This is a genomic window from Rhodovulum sp. MB263, assembly GCF_002073975.1.
In the GTDB taxonomy this organism is placed as follows: domain Bacteria; phylum Pseudomonadota; class Alphaproteobacteria; order Rhodobacterales; family Rhodobacteraceae; genus Rhodovulum.
Map to the genome: position 1 here is coordinate 1,252,868 of NZ_CP020384.1, position 19,019 is coordinate 1,271,886.

Genomic DNA, 19,019 nt, shown 5'->3' on the forward strand with positions numbered 1-19,019 from the left:
CGATGCTTTATCCTGCAGCGCCGCGAGAGCCAGGCAGGACCGTCAGGCAGGACCGAGCGAGGACAGGAGGGCGCGATGGCGACCAGGATAGTGGTTCTGGGGGGTGGTTTCGGGGGCATGTATGCAGCCCGCGCGCTGCGTCGCCAGTTCGGCCGCAAGGCCGAGATCGAGGTGATCAACGCCCAGAACTATTTCGTCTTCCAGCCGCTTCTGCCCGAAGTGGCGGGCGGTTCGATCACGCCCGCCCATGCGGTCTCGCCGCTGCGGTTCATCCTCGACGGCATCTTCGTGCGCAAGGCCGTGGTCGACAGCGTCGATTTCGAGCGCAAGGTGGTGACCGTTTTCCAGGGCATCCAGCGGCGCCCGACCGAGGTCGGCTATGACCATCTGGTGATCGCGCTGGGCCAGGGCACCGACTTTTCGCGGATGCCGGGGCTCGAGGAACATGCGCTGAAGATGAAGACGCTCGAGGATGCGCGCCGCCTGCGCGGCCATATCATCGAGCAGCTCGAACATGCCCAGGTGACCGAACTGCCCGACACCAAGCGCGGCGCGCTGACCTTCACCGTGGTCGGCGGCGGCTTCTCGGGGGTCGAGACGGTCGGCGAGATGAAGGAGATGATCGACCGCTCGCTGCGCTTCTACCCCAAGATCGACCCGTCCGAGGTGCGGGTGCAGCTGATCGAGTTCGCGCCGCGTATCCTGAACGAGATGCCCAGGCCTCTGGCCGATTACGCGGTGGGCCATCTCGAGCGCCACGGCATCGAGATCAAGCTGGGCACCGGTGTGAAAAGCGCCACCCACCGCCAGCTGGTCACCACCACGGGCGAGGTGATCGACACCCGCACCATCGTCGCCACCATCGGCAATGCGCCTCTGCCGGTGGTGCAGCGGATGGGGCTGACGCTTGAGAAGGGGCGAATCCCGGTCGACCGGATGCTGCGGGTGGCGGGCCTCGACGGGGTCTGGGCGCTGGGCGACTGCGCGCTGATCCCGCTGAAGGAGGGCGCCTCGGAACGGGCCGATTTCGCCCCGCCGACCGCGCAATTCGCGGTGCGCGAGGCCAAGCGGGTTGCCCGGAACATCGCGGCCACGGTCAGGGGGCGCGCGCCGAAGCCCTTCGCCTATGCTTCGCGCGGGGCGCTGGCCTCGCTGGGCGCCAAGCGCGGCGTCGCCAATGTCTTCGGTCGCAACATCACCGGTTTTCCCGCCTGGTTCATCTGGCGGTCCTATTACCTGGCGCTCCTGCCCGGCATCGGCACCCGCATCCGGGTGATGATCAACTGGTCGCTCGACATGCTGGGCGCGCGCAGCCTGGTGCAGCTGAAATTCTACGGCAAGCCGCCGCTGCGCTATGTCTATTACCGTGCGGGCGACCGTATCTACAATGCGGGCGACCGCTCGGACGGGTTCTACACGGTGATTTCGGGCACCGTCGAGATGGAGCGGCCCGACGAGACCGACGCCGGGACCGGCGCCATGACGACCCGCGTAATCGGCCCGGGCGGGCATTTCGGCGAAAGGCTGATCCTCGGGGCGACCCGGCGCCGGACCACGGTGCGCGCCAGGGAAGATTGCAAGGTGCTGGTCATGAACCGCGAGGAGTTCATGATGCTGGCCGAAGGCTTCTCGGCCTTCCGCGACTATTTCCGGCCCTATATGGAAAAACGCGGTGTCGCGCTTCCCGATGGGGATGAAAAGGACGGCAGATAGGTCCGGACCCGTCTGAAAAGACGGCTTGGTCGCAGGTTTCGGGCCGTAAAGGCGATTTGGAGCCCCGTCGCGGCCCGGTTGTGGCCGGGCCCGAGTTTACAGCGGGGCCAAAACCGTCTTTGCTGCCGGAGAGCTGCGTCAACCTATGGATCCTCCATGGCGATCACCGCGACCATCCGGCACCTGACCCATTACCGCTATGACCGTCCCGTCAGCCTTGGCCCGCAGGTGATCAGGCTGCGGCCCGCGCCGCACAGCCGCACGCGGGTGATCTCGCATTCGCTGAAGGTCTCGCCCGGCGGGCATTTCGTCAACCACCAGCAGGACCCTTACGGCAACTGGCTGTCGCGCTTCGTCTTCCCCGAGCCGGTGCGCGAGCTGAAGATCGAGGTCGATCTGGTCGCCGACATGACGGTCTACAACCCGTTCGACTTCTTCGTCGACGAGACGGCCGAGGAATGGCCCTTCGACTATCCGGCGGATCTGGCGGATGATCTGACGATCTATCGCAGGCCCGAGCCCGCGGGCGAGCGGATGCAGGCCTTCCTGGCCTCGGTCCCGCGCAACCGGATCCGGACCATCGATTTCCTTGTCGGCCTGAACGCCCGGCTGGAACGCGAGATCGACTACCTGATCCGGATGGAGCCCGGGGTGCAGAGTCCCGAAGAGACGCTGGTGTTGCGCTCCGGCTCCTGTCGCGACACGAGCTGGCTGCTGGTGCAGCTGCTGCGCCATCTGGGCTATGCCGCGCGTTTCGTCTCGGGCTACCTGATCCAGCTGAAGCCAGATCTGGTGTCGCTCGACGGGCCGGCGGGGACCGATCACGACTTCACCGACCTGCATGCCTGGGCCGAGGTCTTCCTGCCCGGCGCGGGCTGGATCGGGCTCGACCCGACCAGTGGCCTTCTGACCGGCGAAAGCCATATCCCGCTGGCCGCGACCCCGCATTACCGCAATGCCGCGCCGATCTCGGGCATGGCGAGCCCGGCCGAGGTCGATTTCCGCTTTCACATGGAGGTCCATCGCACCGCCGAGCATCCCCGCATCACCAGACCCTTTCCCGAGGATGCCTGGGAGGCGCTGGACGCGCTGGGCCAGAAGGTCGATGCGCAGATCGCGGCGCAGGACATGCGGCTGACCATGGGCGGCGAGCCCACCTTCGTCTCGATCGACGATTTCGAGGCCGGGGAATGGAATACCGACGCTGTCGGGCCGATGAAGCGGGGGCTCGCGGACCGGCTGATCCGGCGGCTGCGGGACCGCTTCGCGCCCGGGGGCTTTCTGCATTACGGGCAGGGCAAATGGTATCCGGGCGAGACGCTGCCGCGCTGGACCTTCTCGCTTTACTGGCGCCGCGACGGGGTGCCGGTCTGGCGGGACCCGGACCTCATCGCCGAGGAAGACCGCAGCGGCGCCAGTGCCGAGGAGGCCCGCCGCTTCCTGTCCGGGCTGGCCGAGGCCATCGGCGTCGGCGCGGATTATGTCCATGCCGCCTATGAGGACCCGGTGGACTGGATCCTCAAGGAGGCCGGGCTGCCGGTCAACGTGACCCCCGAGGATTCGAAACTGAAGGATCCCGAGACCCGCGCCCGGATCGCCCGGGTCTTCAATCGCGGCCTCGACCGGCCCGCGGGCTTTGCCCTGCCGATCCAGCGCTGGCAGTCGAAGGCGGCTGCCGGGCGCTGGCGCTCGGAACACTGGAAGACCCGGCGCGGCCATCTTTTCCTCATTCCCGGCGACAGCCCGGTGGGCTTTCGCTTGCCGCTGGGGTCGCTGCCCTTCGTGCCGCCCTCGGCCTATCCTTACGTCTATCCGGCCGACCCTTCGGCCCCCGCCGGTCCGCTGCCCGATTTCCATGCGGGGCGCGCGGACCGCCGTCACGCGCTGATGGCGGAATTCGAGAGGATCGCCTGCGAGGAAGAGACCGCTGCCATGCCCGGCGCGACGCCGGGCCGGACACAGCCGGTGTCGGAACCGCAGGCTGCGGGGCCGCGCCAGACCGTGATGGAACAGGGCGTCGATCCGAAGGCCGGTGCCGTGCGCACCGCCATCGCGGTCGAGCCGCGTGACGGGCGGCTTTGCCTGTTCATGCCGCCGGTCGAGGCACTGGAGGATTACCTGGAGCTGCTGGCTGCCGCCGAGGAGACCGCCCGGGCGCTGGGCCTGCCGATCCATGTCGAGGGCTACACGCCTCCCCAGGATGCGCGCATGAACGTGATCCGGATCGCGCCGGATCCGGGCGTGCTCGAGGTCAACGTGCATCCCGCTCAAAGCTGGGAGGAGTGCAAGGCGATCACCTTCGGGGTCTATGAAGAGGCACGGCAGTGCCGGCTGGGCGCCGACAAGTTCATGATCGACGGCAGGCATTGCGGCACGGGTGGGGGCAACCATGTCGTGGTGGGCGGCGCCACGCCGATGGACTCGCCCTTCCTCAGGCGGCCCGACCTGATGCGCTCGCTGATCCTCTACTGGCAGCGCCATCCCAGCCTGTCCTACCTGTTCTCGGGGCTCTTCATCGGCCCGACCAGTCAGGCGCCCCGGATCGACGAGGCCCGCCATGACAGTCTGTACGAGCTGGAGATTGCGCTGAGCCAGTTTCCCGACCCGGGCGAGGGCCAGGCGCCGCCGCCCTGGCTGGTGGACAGGCTGCTGCGCAACGTCCTGATCGACGTGACCGGCAATACCCACCGCACGGAAATCTGCATCGACAAGCTGTTTTCCCCCGACGGGCCCACGGGGCGGCTGGGGCTGGTCGAGTTCCGCGGCTTCGAGATGCCGCCCGATGCGCGCATGAGCCTTGCGCAGCAGGTGCTGATCCGGGCGATCCTGTCGCGGCTCTGGGACGCTCCGGTCAGGGGCGCGCCGGTGCGCTGGGGCACGGCGCTGCATGACCGGTTCATGCTGCCGCATTTCGTCTGGGCCGATTTCCTCGATGTGCTGCGCGATCTGCAGGATCACGGCTTTGCCTTCCGGCCCGACTGGTACGAGGCGCAGGCCGCGTTCCGCTTCCCGTTCTGCGGCGAGGTCGAATATGAGGGCGTGCATCTGGAGCTGCGCCAGGCGCTGGAGCCCTGGCATGTGCTGGGCGAGCGCGGTGCCATCGGCGGCACGGTGCGCCATACCGACAGCTCGGTCGAACGGCTGCAGGTCAGGCTGACGACCACCAATCCGGGCCGCTACTCCGTCACCTGCAACCGTCGCCCGGTGCCGCTGACCGAGACCGGGACCAGCGGCGTGCGGGTCGGGGGCGTGCGCTTCAAGGCCTGGCAGCCCGCCGAGGCGCTGCACCCGGTGCTGCCGGTCAATGCCCCGCTGGTCTTCGACATCTATGACAGCTGGTCGGGCCGGGCGCTGGGCGGCTGCACCTATCACGTCGCCCATCCCGGCGGGCGCAGCTATGACACCTTCCCGGTCAATGCCAACGAGGCCGAGGCAAGGCGGCTCGCGCGGTTCGAGAAGATGGGGCATCATGCCGGGCCGTACCGGCCCGGTCCCGACCCCGTGCATCCCGAATTTCCGATGACCCTCGATCTGCGCCGCCCGCCCGGATTGTCGTGACATGACCGCCCCCGAAGACATTGCCGAGGACCCGGTTGCGGCATTGTTGCAGGCCTACAGCCCGCCTGCCGGCGTGGCCGATGAGCTCTTGCGACCCGATGGCAGCCTGCGTCCGGTCTGGCGGCCCTTGATCGGGCTTCTGGCGCGGCAGAGCCCCGAACAGATGGCCGAGCGTTTCGCCCGGGGCGACCAGCATCTGCATGATGCCGGCGTCTATTACCGCCAGCACACCCAGAGCGGCTCGGCTTTGCGCGACTGGCCGCTGTCGCATGTGCCGGTGGTGATCGACGGGGCCGAATGGCAGGGGCTGGTCGAGGGCATCGTGCAGCGGGCCGACCTGCTGGAAAAGGTGATGGCCGATCTCTACGGGACGGGCGATCTGGTCGCCAGCGGGCTGTTGCCGGCCGAGCTGATCGCGCGCAATCCCGAATGGCTGCGCCCGGTGGTGGGGATCCGGCCGCGCTCGGGCCATTTCCTGCATTTCCTGGCCTTCGAGGTCGGGCGTTCGCCGGACGGGTCCTGGCTGGTTCTGGGCGACCGCAGTCAGGCGCCCTCGGGCTCGGGCTTCGCGCTCGAGAACCGGATGGCGACCTCCCGGGTGTTCCAGGATCTCTTTCCGGGGGCCAATGTCGAACGTCTGGCGGGCTTCTTCCGCGCCCATCGCAACGCCATGACGGCGCTGAAGGCGGGGAGCGAGGGCAAGGTCGCGATCCTGACGCCCGGGCATCATTCGGACACCTATTTCGAGCATGCCTATATCGCGCGCTATCTCGGGCTTCTGCTGCTGGAATGCGAGGATCTGAAGCTCGAGCGCGGGCGGCTGATGGTGCGCACCATCCATGGGCCGCAGCCGGTCAGCGTGCTGTGGCGGCGGCTCGACTCGCGCTTTGCCGACCCGCTGGAACTGGACGAGACTTCGGCGCTCGGCACGCCCGGCATGCTGGCCGCGCTGCGTGCGCAGGATGTCACCATGCTGAACTGCCTCGGCTCGGGCGTGCTGGAGGCCCGGGCGATGATGGCCTTCCTGCCGAGGATCTGCGAAAGGCTGATGGGGGCGCCGCTGAAACTGCCCAACATCGCCACCTGGTGGTGCGGGCAGGACTGGGAGCGCAGCTATGTCTACGAGAACCTGCACCGGATGATGATCGGTCGGGCGCTGTCCCCGGATCTGCCCTTCGAGGTCGATGCCCTGACCGCGCTGGGCGGCGATTTCCGCGGCACCGCGCGACGCCCGATCGGCGAATGGCTGGAACGCGACGGGCCCGATCTGGTGGGGCAGGAGGCGGTGACGCTGTCGACCACGCCCGCCATGATCGACGGCCAGCTTCTGCCGCGTCCGGCGCTGATCCGGGTCTTCGCGACCCGCACGCCCAAGGGCTGGGTGGTGATGCCCGGGGGCTATGCCCGGATCGGGCGGGCAGGCGATCCGACCGCGCTGGCGATGAAGAATGGCGGCTCGGTCGCCGATGTCTGGGTCACGAGCGCGCGGCCGGTCGAGCCCGAGACGCTGAGCGGGCCGGGCGAGGGCCCCTTCCTGCGGCGTGCCCCGAGCCTCTTGCCCAGCCGCGCCGCCGACAACCTGTTCTGGCTCGGCCGCTATATCGAACGCGCCGAGGCGCGGGTGCGGGAGCTGCGCGCCTATCATCTGCGATTGTCGGAAAGCGGCGATCCGTCCTTGCCGCTGGTGGCGCGGCTCGGCGCCTTCATCGAGGGCTTCGGGGTCGATATCGGCGAGCCGGTCCCGGCCGCGGTGCTGGAGCTTTTCGAGGCTGCCCAGGGCTGTGCGGGCAAGGTCCGCGACCGGTTCTCGACCGATGGCTGGGACGCGCTGACCGACCTTGCCTTCACCGCGCGGGGCCATTTCGGCCGTGTGGCGCCGGGCGATCCGGCGGTCCGGGCGATGGGCGAGCTGCTGCGCAGGCTTGCCGGGTTCTCGGGGCTGGTACATGAGAACATGTTCCGCTCGTCCGGCTGGCGCTTCCTGACGATGGGGCGCGCGCTGGAGCGGGCCGACCAGATGATCTCGCTGCTGGCGGTCTTTGCCGATCCGGCCCAGCCGCCCGGCGGGTTCGACGTGGCGATCGAGGTGGGCGACAGCGTGATGACCCATCGTCGCCGCTATTCCGTCCATACCGACCGCAACACCGTGATCGATCTTCTGGGGTTGGATATCGGCAATCCGCGCTCTGTCCTCTTCCAGCTCGATCTTCTGCGCGAGCAGGAGCGGATGCTGAGCCAGAGCGCCCCCGGCGCGCCGATGTCCGACCTGGCCCGGGCGATCCTGCTGCTGCATACTGAGCTGTCGGCGGCGGTGCCCGAGGATATCGGCCCCGATCGGCTTTTCGGGTTCCAGCAGGACGTCCGCGACATCTCGACATTGCTGACCCAGCGTTATCTGAGCTAGAGCCCGGGGAGGGAACGCGCGTGCCGATCGAATACGACATCCGTCTCGAAATCGGCTATGTCTATGACAGCCCGGCCGCCTCGAGCCGCACGCTCTTGCGGATGCTGCCGCTGACCAATGGCGAGCAGACCTTGGTTTCGGGCCGGGTCTCTGCCGATCCCGAGCCCGATTTCCGACGCGACGGGGTCGATTTCTTCGGCAATGGCACCACCGAGATCGCCCATGACGCGGGCAAGACCGAGTTCCGGTTCCGCTTCGATGGCCGGGTGCGGCGGATCCCGCGCGGCACCATGCTCGATCTCTCCTGCGGGCTGGGCGCGCTCGGCGCCGAGCTGCAGTCGATCCACAGCATTCTGCCGATGTCGCCGCATCACTTCCTGGGCGCGTCCGAACGGATCCGGCACGAACCCGAGATTGCCGCCTTCGCCGAAGAGCTGACCGGTCCCGACATGTCGGTTCTGGCGGCGCTGAAGGTGGTGTCGCATGCGATTCACGAGCGATTCGATTTCGACCCCGGCGCGACCGAGGTCTCGACCCCGCCGATCGAGGCGTTCCGGAACCGGCGCGGGGTCTGTCAGGACATCAGCCAGGTCACCATCGCGTCATTGCGCGCGATCGGTATTCCGGCAGGCTATGTCAGCGGCTTCCTGCGGACCGTTCCGCCGCCCGGACAGGCGCGGCTGGACGGGGCGGATGCCATGCATGCCTGGGTCCGGGCCTGGTGCGGCGTCGAAACCGGCTGGGTCGAGATCGACCCCACCAATGACATGCTGGTCGGCCCCGATCATATCGCGGTGGCGGTCGGGCGCGATTACGCGGATGTGGCGCCGGTCAAGGGCTCGTCGCGGACCTCGGGCTCGCACCGCACGGATCACAAGGTGGATGTGATCCCGCTCTGAGCCGCTATGCCGGAGATCCGGCCCAGACCCGCCGCGATCGCGGCCAATTTTCGACGATTCGTCAGGTCATACGCGCCCTCGACGCGCTCCGGAAGAATTCCGGCCAGATCCGCCTGTCCGCCTGATTCCGCTTGTCCGCCTGACTCCGCCTGTCCGACTGACGGAATTCGCGGCGGGGCAATCGCAAGGGCAGGCGCCGCGATCCTGGCTTCTGCCATTCACCACTTCTTAGGCTCTGCGGGGGTATTCACTTCTGAACAGAGCGCACGTTGCAGGAACTCGAGGGATCGGAATGGAATCCGAATGCCAGTATGAGCTCGACATCACCGATCCGGCCTGGTCGGAGGACGCGGGTGGTGTCATGAAATCCGTCCTGGAGGCGGCCCCGAAGCAGCTTCTTGTACAGGCGGCCGAAGCGCCGGCCCAAAGCGCGCTTTCGGCCCAGCTTCTTCTATTCCTCAGACAATATGTGGAATCCGGCGGCGGCACCTTTTCCGTCTCCGACGCCTCGCCGGCCTTTTCCGAAGGACTGAGCCTTCTCGGCCTGCATGACATGATCCTAGGAACTGCGGAGGCCCAGCAATGATCAACATCCTCGCCATCGACGACTCGCTCACGATACGCGAGATGGTCCGGGAGACGCTCAGTTCCGCCGGCTTTGCGGTGACGACGGCGAATGACGGCCAGGACGGTGTCGACCAGTTCTCTAAGGACCGCTACGACGCGGTCATTACCGACATCAACATGCCCAAGATGGATGGCTTCGGCGTGATCGAGCACATTCGCGGCGGCGGCAGCAATGCGCGTGTGCCGATCCTCGTGCTGACCACGGAAAGCGGCGCCGCCCTCAAGGAACGTGCCCGTGCAGCCGGGGCGACCGGCTGGATCGTCAAGCCGTTCCAGGACGAGGGTCTGATCAGCGTGGTCCGCCGGGTCACGGGAGCGCGCTGAGCCATGTCCCGCGACGATCTCAAGGCCACATTCTTCGCCGAGTGCGAAGATCTTCTGGACCAGCTTTCGGAAGGCACCGGCGAGCTGGAGGCCGGAACCGCCTCCGAAGAGACGGTTCACGCCATCTTCCGGGCGGTCCATTCGATCAAGGGCGCGGCGGGGGCTTTCGCTCTCGACACGCTGGTCAAGTTCGCACACCGCCTCGAAACGGTTCTCGACCGCTTGCGCTCCGGGGCGCTGGTCCTCGATCCGGATGCCTTGCAGGTCATCCTGCGCTCGGGCGACATGCTGGCCGAGCTGGTCGAGCTGGCACAGGCCGAAAGCGACGAGGAACCGCCGCAGATGGCCGAGCTTATCGAAAGCCTTGTGGGGCTTTCGGGGTCGGAGGAAGACGGTTCCTCGGGGCCCGAACCCGACGAGGCGTTCGAGTTCGCGCCTGTCGCCTTCATGCCGATGTCCTTCGACGGCCCCGAGGAGGAGCCCGAGGACGTCTACAAGATCCGCGTCCCCGCGATTGCCGAGCTCTTCCGCAATGGCCATGATCCTTTACTTCTCTTCTCCGAACTGGTCGCACTGGGTCAGCTCGAAGTCTCCTGCGATGCCTCGGCCCTGCCTGACGCCGACGCGTTCGATCCGGATCGCTGCTATCTGTGCTGGGAGCTGACGCTCACCGGAACGATGACCGAGGCCAGCATCCGCGACGCCTTCGTCTTCCTCGACGATATTTGCGAGATCGAGCAGGTTTCCGGCGGATCGGCCGCTTTGGGGGACGAGCTTCCCGGGGCTCAAGCCGAGGAAAGTCCAATGAGCGTCGGCGCGCCTGAAAACCCTTCCCTTCCGCAGGTCGCAGCTGAAGAAGCTGCGGCAGAACCGGCCAACGCGGCGTCTGTGACGTCCGAGCCGGCTGCGGCCGAGAAATCCAAAGCGGCAAAGCCCGCGGCGTCGGTGCCCCAGACGACTCTTCGCGTCGACCCGGAACGGGTCGACCGGCTGATCAACACCGTGGGCGAGCTCATCATCAACCAGGCCGTGATCACGCAGAAGCTCCTGGCCTCCGGGATGGCGTCCAATTCGGATATCATGAGCGATCTCGACGACTACCAGTATCTTGCGCGCGAACTTCAGGAAGGGGTGATGGCGATCCGGGCCCAACCGGTGAAGCCCTTGTTCCAGCGGATGCAGCGTATCGTGCGCGAGGCGGCCTATGGCCTGGGCAAGGACGTCGCGCTGGTCTCCGAAGGCGAGTCGACCGAAGTCGACAAAACCCTGGTCGAACGTCTGGCCGAACCGTTGACGCACATGATCCGCAACGCGGTGGACCATGGCATCGAGAGCCCCGAGAAACGCATGGCTGCGGGAAAGCCGGCGCAGGGTACGATCAAGCTCTCGGCGGCGCATAGTTCTGGCGATGTGCTGATCGAGATCTCCGATGACGGTGCCGGGCTCAATCGCAAGCGCGTCCTCGAAAAGGCGGTCAGTCAGGGCCTGGTTGCGCCAGATGCCAAGATGACCGATGCCGAGATCGATAACCTGCTTTTCATGGCCGGGTTTTCGACGGCAGAGAAGGTCACCAACCTGTCGGGGCGCGGTGTCGGAATGGATGTGGTGAAGACCGCGATCGCCTCGCTTGGCGGTCGCATCTCGATCAGCAGCCGTCCGGGGTTGGGCACGAAATTCTCGATCGCCCTGCCGCTGACCCTCGCTGTGATGGACGGAATGGTCATCCATGCGGCCGGTGAAACGTTGGTGGCGCCGCTTTCGAGCGTGGTCGAAACGATCCGTCCCAAGCCCAAGGACATTCTGCCTTTTGGGCGGGACGGACGACTGCTGTCGATCCGCGGCACTTATGTTCCGATCGTGAACCTGGCCAAACTTCTGGGTTTCCCGACCGATGCTGAGATCACCTCGGACAATATCCTGATCTTGATCCGCTCCGAGCAATCCGGTTTGGTCGCGCTCGCCGTCGATGACATCTCCGATCAACGTCAGGTCGTGATCAAGAGTCTCGAAGGCAATTACGGAGCGATCGAAGGAATTTCGGCCGCCACCATTCTGGGCGATGGCCGCATCGCCCTAATCATCGATACTGACGCCATCCTGTCCCTGGCCGGTCACTTTGGCCGGGACATGGCCTCCAGAGAGGAGATGGACTATGCCCAGACCGCAACAATGGGGTGATGACGACCTCCTGGAATTCGTCACTCTGAAGGCCGCAGGACAGAGTTTCTGCATCGAGATTACGCAAATTCGCGAAATCCGGAGGTGGACGCCGGTCACAGCACTTCCTCATGCTGAAGATGCGGTGCTCGGGGTGATGAACTTGCGCGGTGCGGTTATTCCGATCATAGACCTTGCCGCACGCCTCGGTCTCGGAGAATGTGAGGCGTCGCCGCGCCATGTAATCATTGTTGTCGCTATCGGCTCGAAGACGATCGGTCTTCTGGTCGACTCGGTTTCCGAGATCCTGACAGTTGACGGCAGCCAGATCTGCGAAGCGCCGACCATGGGCGGCGGCGATATTCCGAATAGCATTCTGGGCCTGATCTCGATCGAGGAAGGAATGTCTCGTATTCTGGCTCCGGAGATTCTGGTGCCTCGTGGCCTGACGGATGCTGCATGAACGCTCCCACGCCTTCAATGACCCCGCGACGAAGCTCCGATATCGTTTTCGAGGAGAGCGACTTTCAGCGTATAGCGGTATTTGCGAAATCGGAATATGGTTTGCATCTGGAACCGTCAAAAAAGGCCATGATACATTCCCGTCTTGGGAAGAGGATCGCCTCTCTTAATCTCAAGGGGTTCGCTGAGTATGATAAGTATCTTAAGGCTAATATCGAAACCGAAAGCGAACACTTCATTTCAGCTCTGACGACGAATGTAACGAATTTCTACCGGGAGAAACATCACTTCGAGCAGCTGCAGGCCGATGTCTTGCCAAAGCTTGTCGAGCGTGCGCGATCAGGGGGAAGAGTCCGTCTCTGGTCGGCCGGTTGCTCATCCGGTCCGGAACCCTATTCCTTGGCCGGAAGCGTTGTTCTCCTGTGTCCTGAGGCGCCAAAGCTGAATATTCGAATCCTTGCGACAGACATCGATCCTTTTGTCCTGCGCCGAGCCGAGGTCGCGGTTTATAGCGATGAGGAAGCTAAAATCCCCTCAGGTCCCTGGGCTGGTCAGGTGTTCGAGAAAACTGGTGGAAAGAGTCGGGAGTTTCGAGTGCGCTCGGATGTTCGTTCTCTTGTTTCGTTCAGGAAATTGAACATCAATGGTCCATGGCCGATGTCCGGCCTATTTGATGTGATCATGTGTCGGAATATGGCGATCTACTTTGACGGTCAAACCCAACAGATTCTTTGGCGCCGTCTCGCAGAGCAACTCGTTCCAGGCGGGATGCTGTTCATCGGTCACTCCGAGCGCGTATCCGGACCAGCCACCGCGTTGGTCGAGGTCGCCGGTGTGACGGCCTACAGAAAACGTTCCGCTTCGTAACTTGAAAGCGGCAAAAGGAAAGGACACTATCCATGTCTCTCAAGGACAGTCTTAGGATCATGGTCGTCGACGACATGACCGTCAGTCGCGGGCTTGTGACCCAGGCATTGGAGGAGCTTGGCATTTTCCACGTGGCTACCGAAGCAAGTGGCCGCGCTGCGTTGTCCAGACTTGCCGCCGATCCAGTTCATCTTGTGCTGGCCGATTACAATATGCCCGGAATGGATGGTTTGCAGTTGCTCGAAGGGTTGCGGCGTAATCGTTCCACCCAACGTATCGGATATATTCTTGTTACGGGGACGCCGACACCGGAGCTTATTCAAAAGGGGCAGCAACTTGGGTTAAATAATATGGTGCGCAAACCTTTCACTACAGCGACTATGAAAAAGGCAATCGAAGCCGTGGTGGGAAGGCTGTGACACGTCACGATCTTCAGCTTGTCTCCGAGGGTCCTCGTTTGCCTGAGATTATGGACGTGTTCGGCCATGAACTTCTGCATGCAGCAGAACTTCTGCGACGCTATGAGAAGGCAGTCCTGGAACGACAGGTCGCCCAGTCGGTTCGCCAGAGAGGAGCAAGCGAATTGCAACTCGTCGACCTGGTCATTCAGATTTTGGAGGATATGGCGCCCTTTAGCCAGGACCTCGCAAAGCTTATGCCTGAGGAAACGCGTGTTCCGGAAAGTATTATCGACCGGCTGCGTCTTGATCAACTGCGTACGGTTATGGGGGGTGCGGAAACTCGCGACTCACCTCATTCCGGTGGAGAAATCGACGTCTTCTAGCGCTTGTATGTCGTTCGTGTCAAGAAAGGCTGGGCGTGCAGATTTTAAATCCCATGTCGAGATAATCGAAATTTTTTGCGTTTCTCGGGATTTAATTTTTGTATCTTTTCAAGATAGTCGTGGGGTGGTGGGCTTTAATGTCAGCATTACCTATTCGGCGTTCCAGTTGGTTCTCTTCTGTTGTTCAAGTCGAGAGGTGACGAAAAGAGGGCGAAAGGTGGCGGTGATGAGCTTTTATCATGTATGAAGAAGATCGTGGTTTTCTTATGCGTATACCAGTGGTCTGCATGCGAGCAAGGAATGCAGCTTTTCCTTTGAGGGGCTTCGGCTTATCGGCGATCCCGTAGGGACAATATCGTACGATATTGTCACGGTAAGGCTGAAAGCCAACGTCGGGCCTCAATTTGGTACCGGATCAAACTCTAGGGGAGTGAGGCAAGGATGGGGCTATGCGTGTAATGATCGCAGACGAACGGACAGAGACAAGAGACCGGCTCGCGGCCGCTGTCGAGCAGATGCGGGCAGTTTCGTTGGGTGCGTGCGTATCAAATCTGAGCGAGACCTATCATGTTGCAGAAAGTCGTCCACCGCAGGCAGTGATTGTTGCAGAAGCGTTAGCGCGGCTTGCAGAGTTCGAGGTGCTTCTTATGCTGTTTAAGGCGCTTGGAATTCGCTGCGTTATCGTGAGCGAAACGGCGGCTGGCATGGCACGCCTGCCGGCTTCTCTGATCCGCGAGGGAGTAGCCGTAACGCATAACGGCGCATCTGTGGAAGATTTGCGGCAGTGCTTGCTGCGTGTCCATTTGGGCCGTACTTCGCATGATGCTTCAATACGGTCGTCCGATGCCGAAATGGCGTTTCAACACGGGCGTCTTATTCTTCTGGGCGCGTCGACTGGCGGAGTTGATGCATTGGTCAAGGTTCTTGAGAATTTTCCTTCGAATTGCCCGCCGACATTGATTGTTCAGCATACGAGCGAGTCCTTCAGTGCAGGTCTTGCGCGCCTTCTTGACCGCAACACCGCCGCGACTGTCGAGGAGGCTCAGGACCAGGAGCCGTTAGTCCCGGGGCGCGTTCTGCTTGCTCCGGGAAAGGCGCATCATCTCGAAGTCGGGGCGTCAGGTGCTCTTCGTTGCCGCCTCAGGGAAGGGCCGCTTCAATCCGGTCACCGTCCGTCGGTCGACGCTCTGTTTATGTCGGCGGTTCCGGTTGCGTCGAGGGTTTGCGCGGCCATTCTTACGGGAATGGGGCGTGATGGGGCAGAAGGCATGCTGGCGCTCCACCGCGCAGGTGCGCATACGATCGGACAGGACGAAAAGACATCGCTGGTCTACGGAATGCCTCGGGCGGCTTATGAGCTCGGTGGCGTTCGAAACAGGCTGCCGCTGGATTCCATCGGTCGGGCGGTTCTTGAAAACTGTAGCCGAAGGAGCGCTGCATGACACCGCAACCGCCAAATCGGACAGCCGACAAAGACACCTGGCCATCGCGTGTACATTCAGTGGTGCAGGGTGAATATCATGTTTCACGAGATCCTGATATCGTGCTCTCTACCGTTCTTGGGTCCTGTGTCGCAGCGTGCATTTTTGATTCGCGTGTCGGACTAGGAGGAATGAATCACTTTCTTCTTCCCGGCGATGCAGAAACAGGTTCGACTGAACTAAAATACGGTGCTATGGCCATGGAGCTTCTTATCAATGAGTTGCTCAAAGCTGGTGCACGGCGATCCGATATGAAGGTGAAGCTCTTCGGCGGAGCGCGTGTCAGTTCTGCTTTCAGGGATATCGGCGCCAGAAATGTCGATTTCGCTCGCTCTTACATTAGACGTGAGGGATTCGAAGTCTTGTCTGAGAGTCTAGGTGGCATGCAGGCCCGGCGCCTTCATTTCAGGCCGGTGACCGGAGCTGCCCGATTGGTACTCCTCCCCCCCACGGAAGCACCTACCGAGAAACGAATTACGGTGCCAAAAGTAAAGACCGCTACTGACATTACTCTGTTCTAGAAGCCTAGGTGTTCTGAGCTTGCCCGCGGATCCCGGACCGGGAGTTCTCGTACTCGCAGAGAAAGGGATCCCACATGAGCAGACACCCCCGCCGTCACCTCACCGCCGGGTTCAAAGTGTCCACTTAACCTTCTTTCCATGCTATTTTGGGAAAGGAGGAGCCCGCCATGGATGGAACACCGAAAGCGACGAAACCCAAGGCTCGTGACGCGAAGACCAAGATCGCGCAAACCCGCATGAGCGTTCTGGAACTGGCGAAAGAACTCGGCAACGTGGCCGAGGCCTGTCGCCAGCGCGGCATGGACCGCACCAGCTTCTATGAGTGGAAACGCCGGTTTTGGGTTTGAGGGACCGTGGCGCCGGTGGCGCCGCGTAAGCCCGAGAACGGGCTTCGAGGGGCTGAAGGACCTGCCGCCGATCCACAAGACCCACCCGCAAACGACCCCGCCGGAGACGGTCGAGCGGATCAAGGCGCTGGCGCTCGAACATCCGGCCTAGGGCTGCAACCGCTTCGAGGCGATGCTGGCGCTCGAGGGCGTGCGGGTCTCCTCGATCACCATCCAGAAGATCCTGAACGGTCGCCAGCGTGGCGCCACCGGTTCGAGCCCGCTGGCGACGGCCTGGGCACGCGCTGCGACCGCTGGCTGGCGCTCGAGGACGCCCATGCGGGCCAGACCATCGAGATCACTGCCGAACAGGCCGCCTTCCTCGAGAAGCAGAACCCGTGCTTCCGGGAACGACACGTGGGATCAGGCACTCCCGGCGAGCTGCTCTCGGCCGACACGTTCTTCGTCGGCACGCTGAAGGGGATCGGCAAGGTCTATCTGCACGCGGTCGTCGATACCTTCGGCAGCTACGCCTTCGGCTTCCTGCACGTTTCCAAGCAGCCCGAGGCGGCGGTCGCAGTCCTGCACAACGACGTGCTGCCCTTCTACCGCGCCCTGGACCTGCCGGTGAAAGCGGTGCTGACCGAGCGAGCCATTGAAGGCGCCATTGGTTCGAGCCCAATGGCGAGCGGCCGCGAATTCTGCGGCACCGAGCGTCACCCCTACGAGCTCTATCTCGACCTCAACGCAATCGAGCATCGCCGCACCAAGGTCCGCACGCCGAAGACCAACGGCTTCGTCGAGCGGTTCAACGGCACGGTGCTGGAGGAGTTCTTCCGCGTGAAGATGCGCAAGACCTTCTACGAGACTGTCGAGGCCCTCCAGGCAGATCTCAACGCCTGGCTCGTCCACTACAACACCGAGCGCCCGCATCTGGGTTACCGAAACATGGGGCGACGTCCCATCGAAACCGTAATGTCATTCGTTAGCCAAGAAGGTTAAGTGTACAAACGCTTGTTTCGCCCACGCTGCCGAGCACGCCGTGATCCTCATGTGCCGGGTGCTCTCGGTCAGCACGAGTTGGTTCCACGCCTGGCGCGCCGCTGCCCCCGAACGGGCGGCGCGCCAGACACGGCGGGACGCTCTGGCACCACGGATCCGGGAAATCTCCGATGCGAGTCACCAGCGATACGGCGCGCCACGCAGTTGCCATTGACGTGCCACTGGTCCGAGCGGCAATGGCGACGCCGAACTTCGCGATCAAGGCATCCGGGTGGCCAGGAAGACGGTGGCCAGGCTCATGAAAGATCACGATATCCCTCCGCCGGGCCGCGCCGGGGCCGCCGCGTTCCGCGGACGACCGACGGCCGGCACAATCTCGGCATTGCGCCAAACCTGCTGCGGCGGAATTTCCGCGCCGCGGAGCCGGACAGCATCTAGCTGGCCGGCATCAGCTACGTGCCCACTGACGAGGGCTGGCTTTACCTTGCGGCGGTGAGAGACATGGCGACCATGGAGATCGTGGGGTGGTCGATGTCGGACCGCCTGAAAAGCAGCCTCGCGGTCGACACGATGCGCATGGCGCTACAGAACCGGCGGCCGGTCCGGGACTGGTTTGTCACTCCGATCGTGGAGTTCAATACGCCAGCGGATCGAACGGTCCGGGGGACCGTTCGAAGGCGCAGAACGCGCCGATGGAGAGCTTCTTCGGCTCGCTCAAGAACGAACCGGTCCACCGCACCAGGTTCCGGTCGCGCCAAGAGGCGAGGGCCGCGCCGTTCGAGTACATAGCGATTTTCTACAACCGCCGGCGCCGCCATTCGAGCATCGGTTCCCGCACGTCCGAACAGGCAAGGATGGCCGCATAGTGAACATCACCCCAGTCCGGGATCCGGGGGCAAGCTCACCCGGGCTTCAAACTGGCCTATGCAAGACGGGGCGAGCCAAATGGCGAGGCCGAACGGCAATCTGCCGAGGGCAAGCCACTGACAAGGGCCTCGGATCGCCTGACGGGATTGCGGGCGGCTTTGGGCCGCCCGGTCGCGGTCGGGCGGTTCAGTCGGTCGCGGCATTGACCCGGATCGGTGCGCCCGAGGCCATATCGGTGCCGGTATAGGGCTTGAGCGCGGCCTTCCAGGCGGCAAAGCCGCCTTCGAGATGGGCCACCCGGTCATGACCTGCCGCCAGCCAGGCCTCGGCGACCTTGCGCGAGCGCACGCCCGATCCGCAGTGAAACACCAGACGCTTGTCGCCGCCCTCCGGCAGGAAGGCCGGATCGAACCCCGCCAGCGGCAGCAGCAATGTTCCGCGGATATGCTCGAACAGGTATTCCTGCGGTGTCCTCACGTCGATCGTCACCACCTCGCCGGCCGCCATCGCCGCCTCGAGGTCGTCGCAATTCCAGTGTTCCAGCACCTTGCCCTTCACGTCCTCGCTATGCATCCGGCTCTCTCCATCTGTTCTCTTTCGCGGGCCTGTCTGTCCCGCGACAGGAAAGTGAATGAATTTCGCCCTCGCCTGCAAGGGGCCGCGTCGCGGGCGGGCCCTGCGGGGCAGGGGCAAATAATCGCGCTGCGCGGGGAGAATGGGTCTTTGAACCTGCGGCAAGACTCAATAGATGTGTGTCACCTGTGTCGCAAGGGGGCCGGTCGCGTCCCCGAGGGAGAAGACCATGCTGAACAATATCGGCCTGCCGGGCCTTCTGCTGATCGCCGTTGTCGTGCTCGTGCTGTTCGGGCGCGGCAAGATCTCGTCGCTGATGGGCGAAGTCGGAAAGGGCATAACGGCCTTCAAGAAGGGCGTGAAGGAAGAGACCGAAGAGGCCCAGAAAAGCCTCGACACCGCCCGCGACGTGACCCCCGAGACCGACAAGGACAAGGCGTAATCCGCCAGTTGC

Annotated in this window: 16 protein-coding genes and 2 pseudogenes; 17 read left to right on the forward strand and 1 reads right to left on the reverse strand. The window is 63.7% G+C overall.

Features of this window, described 5'->3' with window-relative positions:
- The first annotated feature begins 75 nt into the window (after nt 1-75).
- The 16 genes and pseudogenes from B5V46_RS06015 to B5V46_RS20805 all read left to right on the forward strand — a co-directional run bounded on the left by B5V46_RS06015 (nt 76) and on the right by B5V46_RS20805 (nt 17,991).
- Complete coding sequence (locus tag B5V46_RS06015; protein ID WP_080615753.1) at nt 76-1,713, forward strand: FAD-dependent oxidoreductase; 1,638 nt, start codon at nt 76-78, stop codon at nt 1,711-1,713.
- 156 nt (nt 1,714-1,869) lie between these two features.
- The gene (locus B5V46_RS06020; RefSeq protein ID WP_080615754.1) at nt 1,870-5,271 is read left to right on the forward strand and encodes a DUF2126 domain-containing protein; all 3,402 of its coding nucleotides are present in this window, start codon (nt 1,870-1,872) and stop codon (nt 5,269-5,271) included.
- 1 nt (nt 5,272) lies between these two features.
- Nucleotides 5,273-7,675, forward strand: a complete 2,403-nt coding sequence (locus tag B5V46_RS06025) for a circularly permuted type 2 ATP-grasp protein (RefSeq protein WP_080615755.1) — start codon at nt 5,273-5,275, stop codon at nt 7,673-7,675.
- Nucleotides 7,676-7,695: 20 nt separating this feature from the next.
- The gene (locus B5V46_RS06030) at nt 7,696-8,574 is read left to right on the forward strand and encodes a transglutaminase family protein (protein ID WP_080615756.1); all 879 of its coding nucleotides are present in this window, start codon (nt 7,696-7,698) and stop codon (nt 8,572-8,574) included.
- A 292-nt stretch (nt 8,575-8,866) separates the two neighbouring features.
- Nucleotides 8,867-9,160: a hypothetical protein gene (locus B5V46_RS06035; RefSeq protein WP_080615757.1), complete on the forward strand. Its 294-nt coding sequence runs from the start codon at nt 8,867-8,869 to the stop codon at nt 9,158-9,160.
- The gene (locus tag B5V46_RS06040; protein ID WP_080615758.1) at nt 9,157-9,525 is read left to right on the forward strand and encodes a response regulator; all 369 of its coding nucleotides are present in this window, start codon (nt 9,157-9,159) and stop codon (nt 9,523-9,525) included. The genes B5V46_RS06035 and B5V46_RS06040 overlap by 4 nt, the downstream gene beginning before the upstream one ends.
- 3 nt (nt 9,526-9,528) lie before the next feature.
- Nucleotides 9,529-11,703 (forward strand): chemotaxis protein CheA, encoded by a 2,175-nt coding sequence (locus B5V46_RS06045; RefSeq protein WP_080615759.1) that lies wholly within the window; start codon nt 9,529-9,531, stop codon nt 11,701-11,703.
- Nucleotides 11,678-12,145: a chemotaxis protein CheW gene (locus tag B5V46_RS06050; RefSeq protein ID WP_080615760.1), complete on the forward strand. Its 468-nt coding sequence runs from the start codon at nt 11,678-11,680 to the stop codon at nt 12,143-12,145. The genes B5V46_RS06045 and B5V46_RS06050 overlap by 26 nt, the downstream gene beginning before the upstream one ends.
- Nucleotides 12,142-13,011 carry a protein-glutamate O-methyltransferase CheR gene (locus B5V46_RS06055; RefSeq protein ID WP_231119252.1) on the forward strand — a complete coding sequence of 290 codons (870 nt, stop codon included), beginning with the start codon at nt 12,142-12,144 and terminating at the stop codon, nt 13,009-13,011. Before B5V46_RS06050 ends, B5V46_RS06055 begins: the two co-directional genes overlap by 4 nt.
- A gap of 32 nt (nt 13,012-13,043) precedes the next feature.
- Nucleotides 13,044-13,430 carry a response regulator gene (locus tag B5V46_RS06060; RefSeq protein WP_075787112.1) on the forward strand — a complete coding sequence of 129 codons (387 nt, stop codon included), beginning with the start codon at nt 13,044-13,046 and terminating at the stop codon, nt 13,428-13,430.
- On the forward strand, nt 13,427-13,795 hold the full coding sequence (locus B5V46_RS19660) for a hypothetical protein (protein WP_155773963.1): 369 nt from the start codon (nt 13,427-13,429) through the stop codon (nt 13,793-13,795). The genes B5V46_RS06060 and B5V46_RS19660 overlap by 4 nt, the downstream gene beginning before the upstream one ends.
- 458 nt (nt 13,796-14,253) lie before the next feature.
- Nucleotides 14,254-15,237: a CheB methylesterase domain-containing protein gene (locus tag B5V46_RS06070; protein WP_196774361.1), complete on the forward strand. Its 984-nt coding sequence runs from the start codon at nt 14,254-14,256 to the stop codon at nt 15,235-15,237.
- Nucleotides 15,234-15,797: a chemotaxis protein CheD gene (locus B5V46_RS06075; protein WP_080615764.1), complete on the forward strand. Its 564-nt coding sequence runs from the start codon at nt 15,234-15,236 to the stop codon at nt 15,795-15,797. Before B5V46_RS06070 ends, B5V46_RS06075 begins: the two co-directional genes overlap by 4 nt.
- A 167-nt stretch (nt 15,798-15,964) precedes the next feature.
- Nucleotides 15,965-17,125, forward strand: a pseudogene (locus B5V46_RS06080) (integrase core domain-containing protein).
- A gap of 253 nt (nt 17,126-17,378) precedes the next feature.
- Nucleotides 17,379-17,621: pseudogene (locus B5V46_RS20800) on the forward strand (hypothetical protein); the annotation flags it as partial.
- Between the two features lie 28 nt (nt 17,622-17,649).
- Nucleotides 17,650-17,991, forward strand: a complete 342-nt coding sequence (locus B5V46_RS20805; RefSeq protein WP_369822813.1) for an IS3 family transposase — start codon at nt 17,650-17,652, stop codon at nt 17,989-17,991.
- Between the two features lie 187 nt (nt 17,992-18,178).
- On the opposite strand, the gene B5V46_RS06090 is transcribed toward B5V46_RS20805, so the two are convergent.
- The gene (locus tag B5V46_RS06090; protein WP_080615766.1) at nt 18,179-18,565 is read right to left on the reverse strand and encodes a rhodanese-like domain-containing protein; all 387 of its coding nucleotides are present in this window, start codon (nt 18,563-18,565) and stop codon (nt 18,179-18,181) included.
- A 229-nt stretch (nt 18,566-18,794) separates the two neighbouring features.
- Here B5V46_RS06090 and tatA point away from each other — a divergent pair, with 229 nt between their 5' ends.
- Nucleotides 18,795-19,007, forward strand: coding sequence for a twin-arginine translocase TatA/TatE family subunit (tatA, locus tag B5V46_RS06095; protein WP_080615767.1), 213 nt, complete (start codon nt 18,795-18,797; stop codon nt 19,005-19,007).
- The last annotated feature ends 12 nt before the right edge of the window (nt 19,008-19,019 follow it).

Coding starts and splice junctions, on each gene's coding strand:
- B5V46_RS06015 (WP_080615753.1), top strand. CDS start 76: ATGGCGACCAGGATAGTGGTTCTGGGGGGTGGTTTCGGGGGCATGTAT.
- B5V46_RS06020 (WP_080615754.1), top strand. CDS start 1,870: ATGGCGATCACCGCGACCATCCGGCACCTGACCCATTACCGCTATGAC.
- B5V46_RS06025 (WP_080615755.1), top strand. CDS start 5,273: ATGACCGCCCCCGAAGACATTGCCGAGGACCCGGTTGCGGCATTGTTG.
- B5V46_RS06035 (WP_080615757.1), top strand. CDS start 8,867: ATGGAATCCGAATGCCAGTATGAGCTCGACATCACCGATCCGGCCTGG.
- B5V46_RS06040 (WP_080615758.1), top strand. CDS start 9,157: ATGATCAACATCCTCGCCATCGACGACTCGCTCACGATACGCGAGATG.
- B5V46_RS06045 (WP_080615759.1), top strand. CDS start 9,529: ATGTCCCGCGACGATCTCAAGGCCACATTCTTCGCCGAGTGCGAAGAT.
- B5V46_RS06050 (WP_080615760.1), top strand. CDS start 11,678: ATGCCCAGACCGCAACAATGGGGTGATGACGACCTCCTGGAATTCGTC.
- B5V46_RS06055 (WP_231119252.1), top strand. CDS start 12,142: ATGAACGCTCCCACGCCTTCAATGACCCCGCGACGAAGCTCCGATATC.
- B5V46_RS06060 (WP_075787112.1), top strand. CDS start 13,044: ATGTCTCTCAAGGACAGTCTTAGGATCATGGTCGTCGACGACATGACC.
- B5V46_RS06070 (WP_196774361.1), top strand. CDS start 14,254: ATGATCGCAGACGAACGGACAGAGACAAGAGACCGGCTCGCGGCCGCT.
- B5V46_RS06075 (WP_080615764.1), top strand. CDS start 15,234: ATGACACCGCAACCGCCAAATCGGACAGCCGACAAAGACACCTGGCCA.
- B5V46_RS06090 (WP_080615766.1), bottom strand. CDS start 18,565: ATGCATAGCGAGGACGTGAAGGGCAAGGTGCTGGAACACTGGAATTGC.
- tatA (WP_080615767.1), top strand. CDS start 18,795: ATGCTGAACAATATCGGCCTGCCGGGCCTTCTGCTGATCGCCGTTGTC.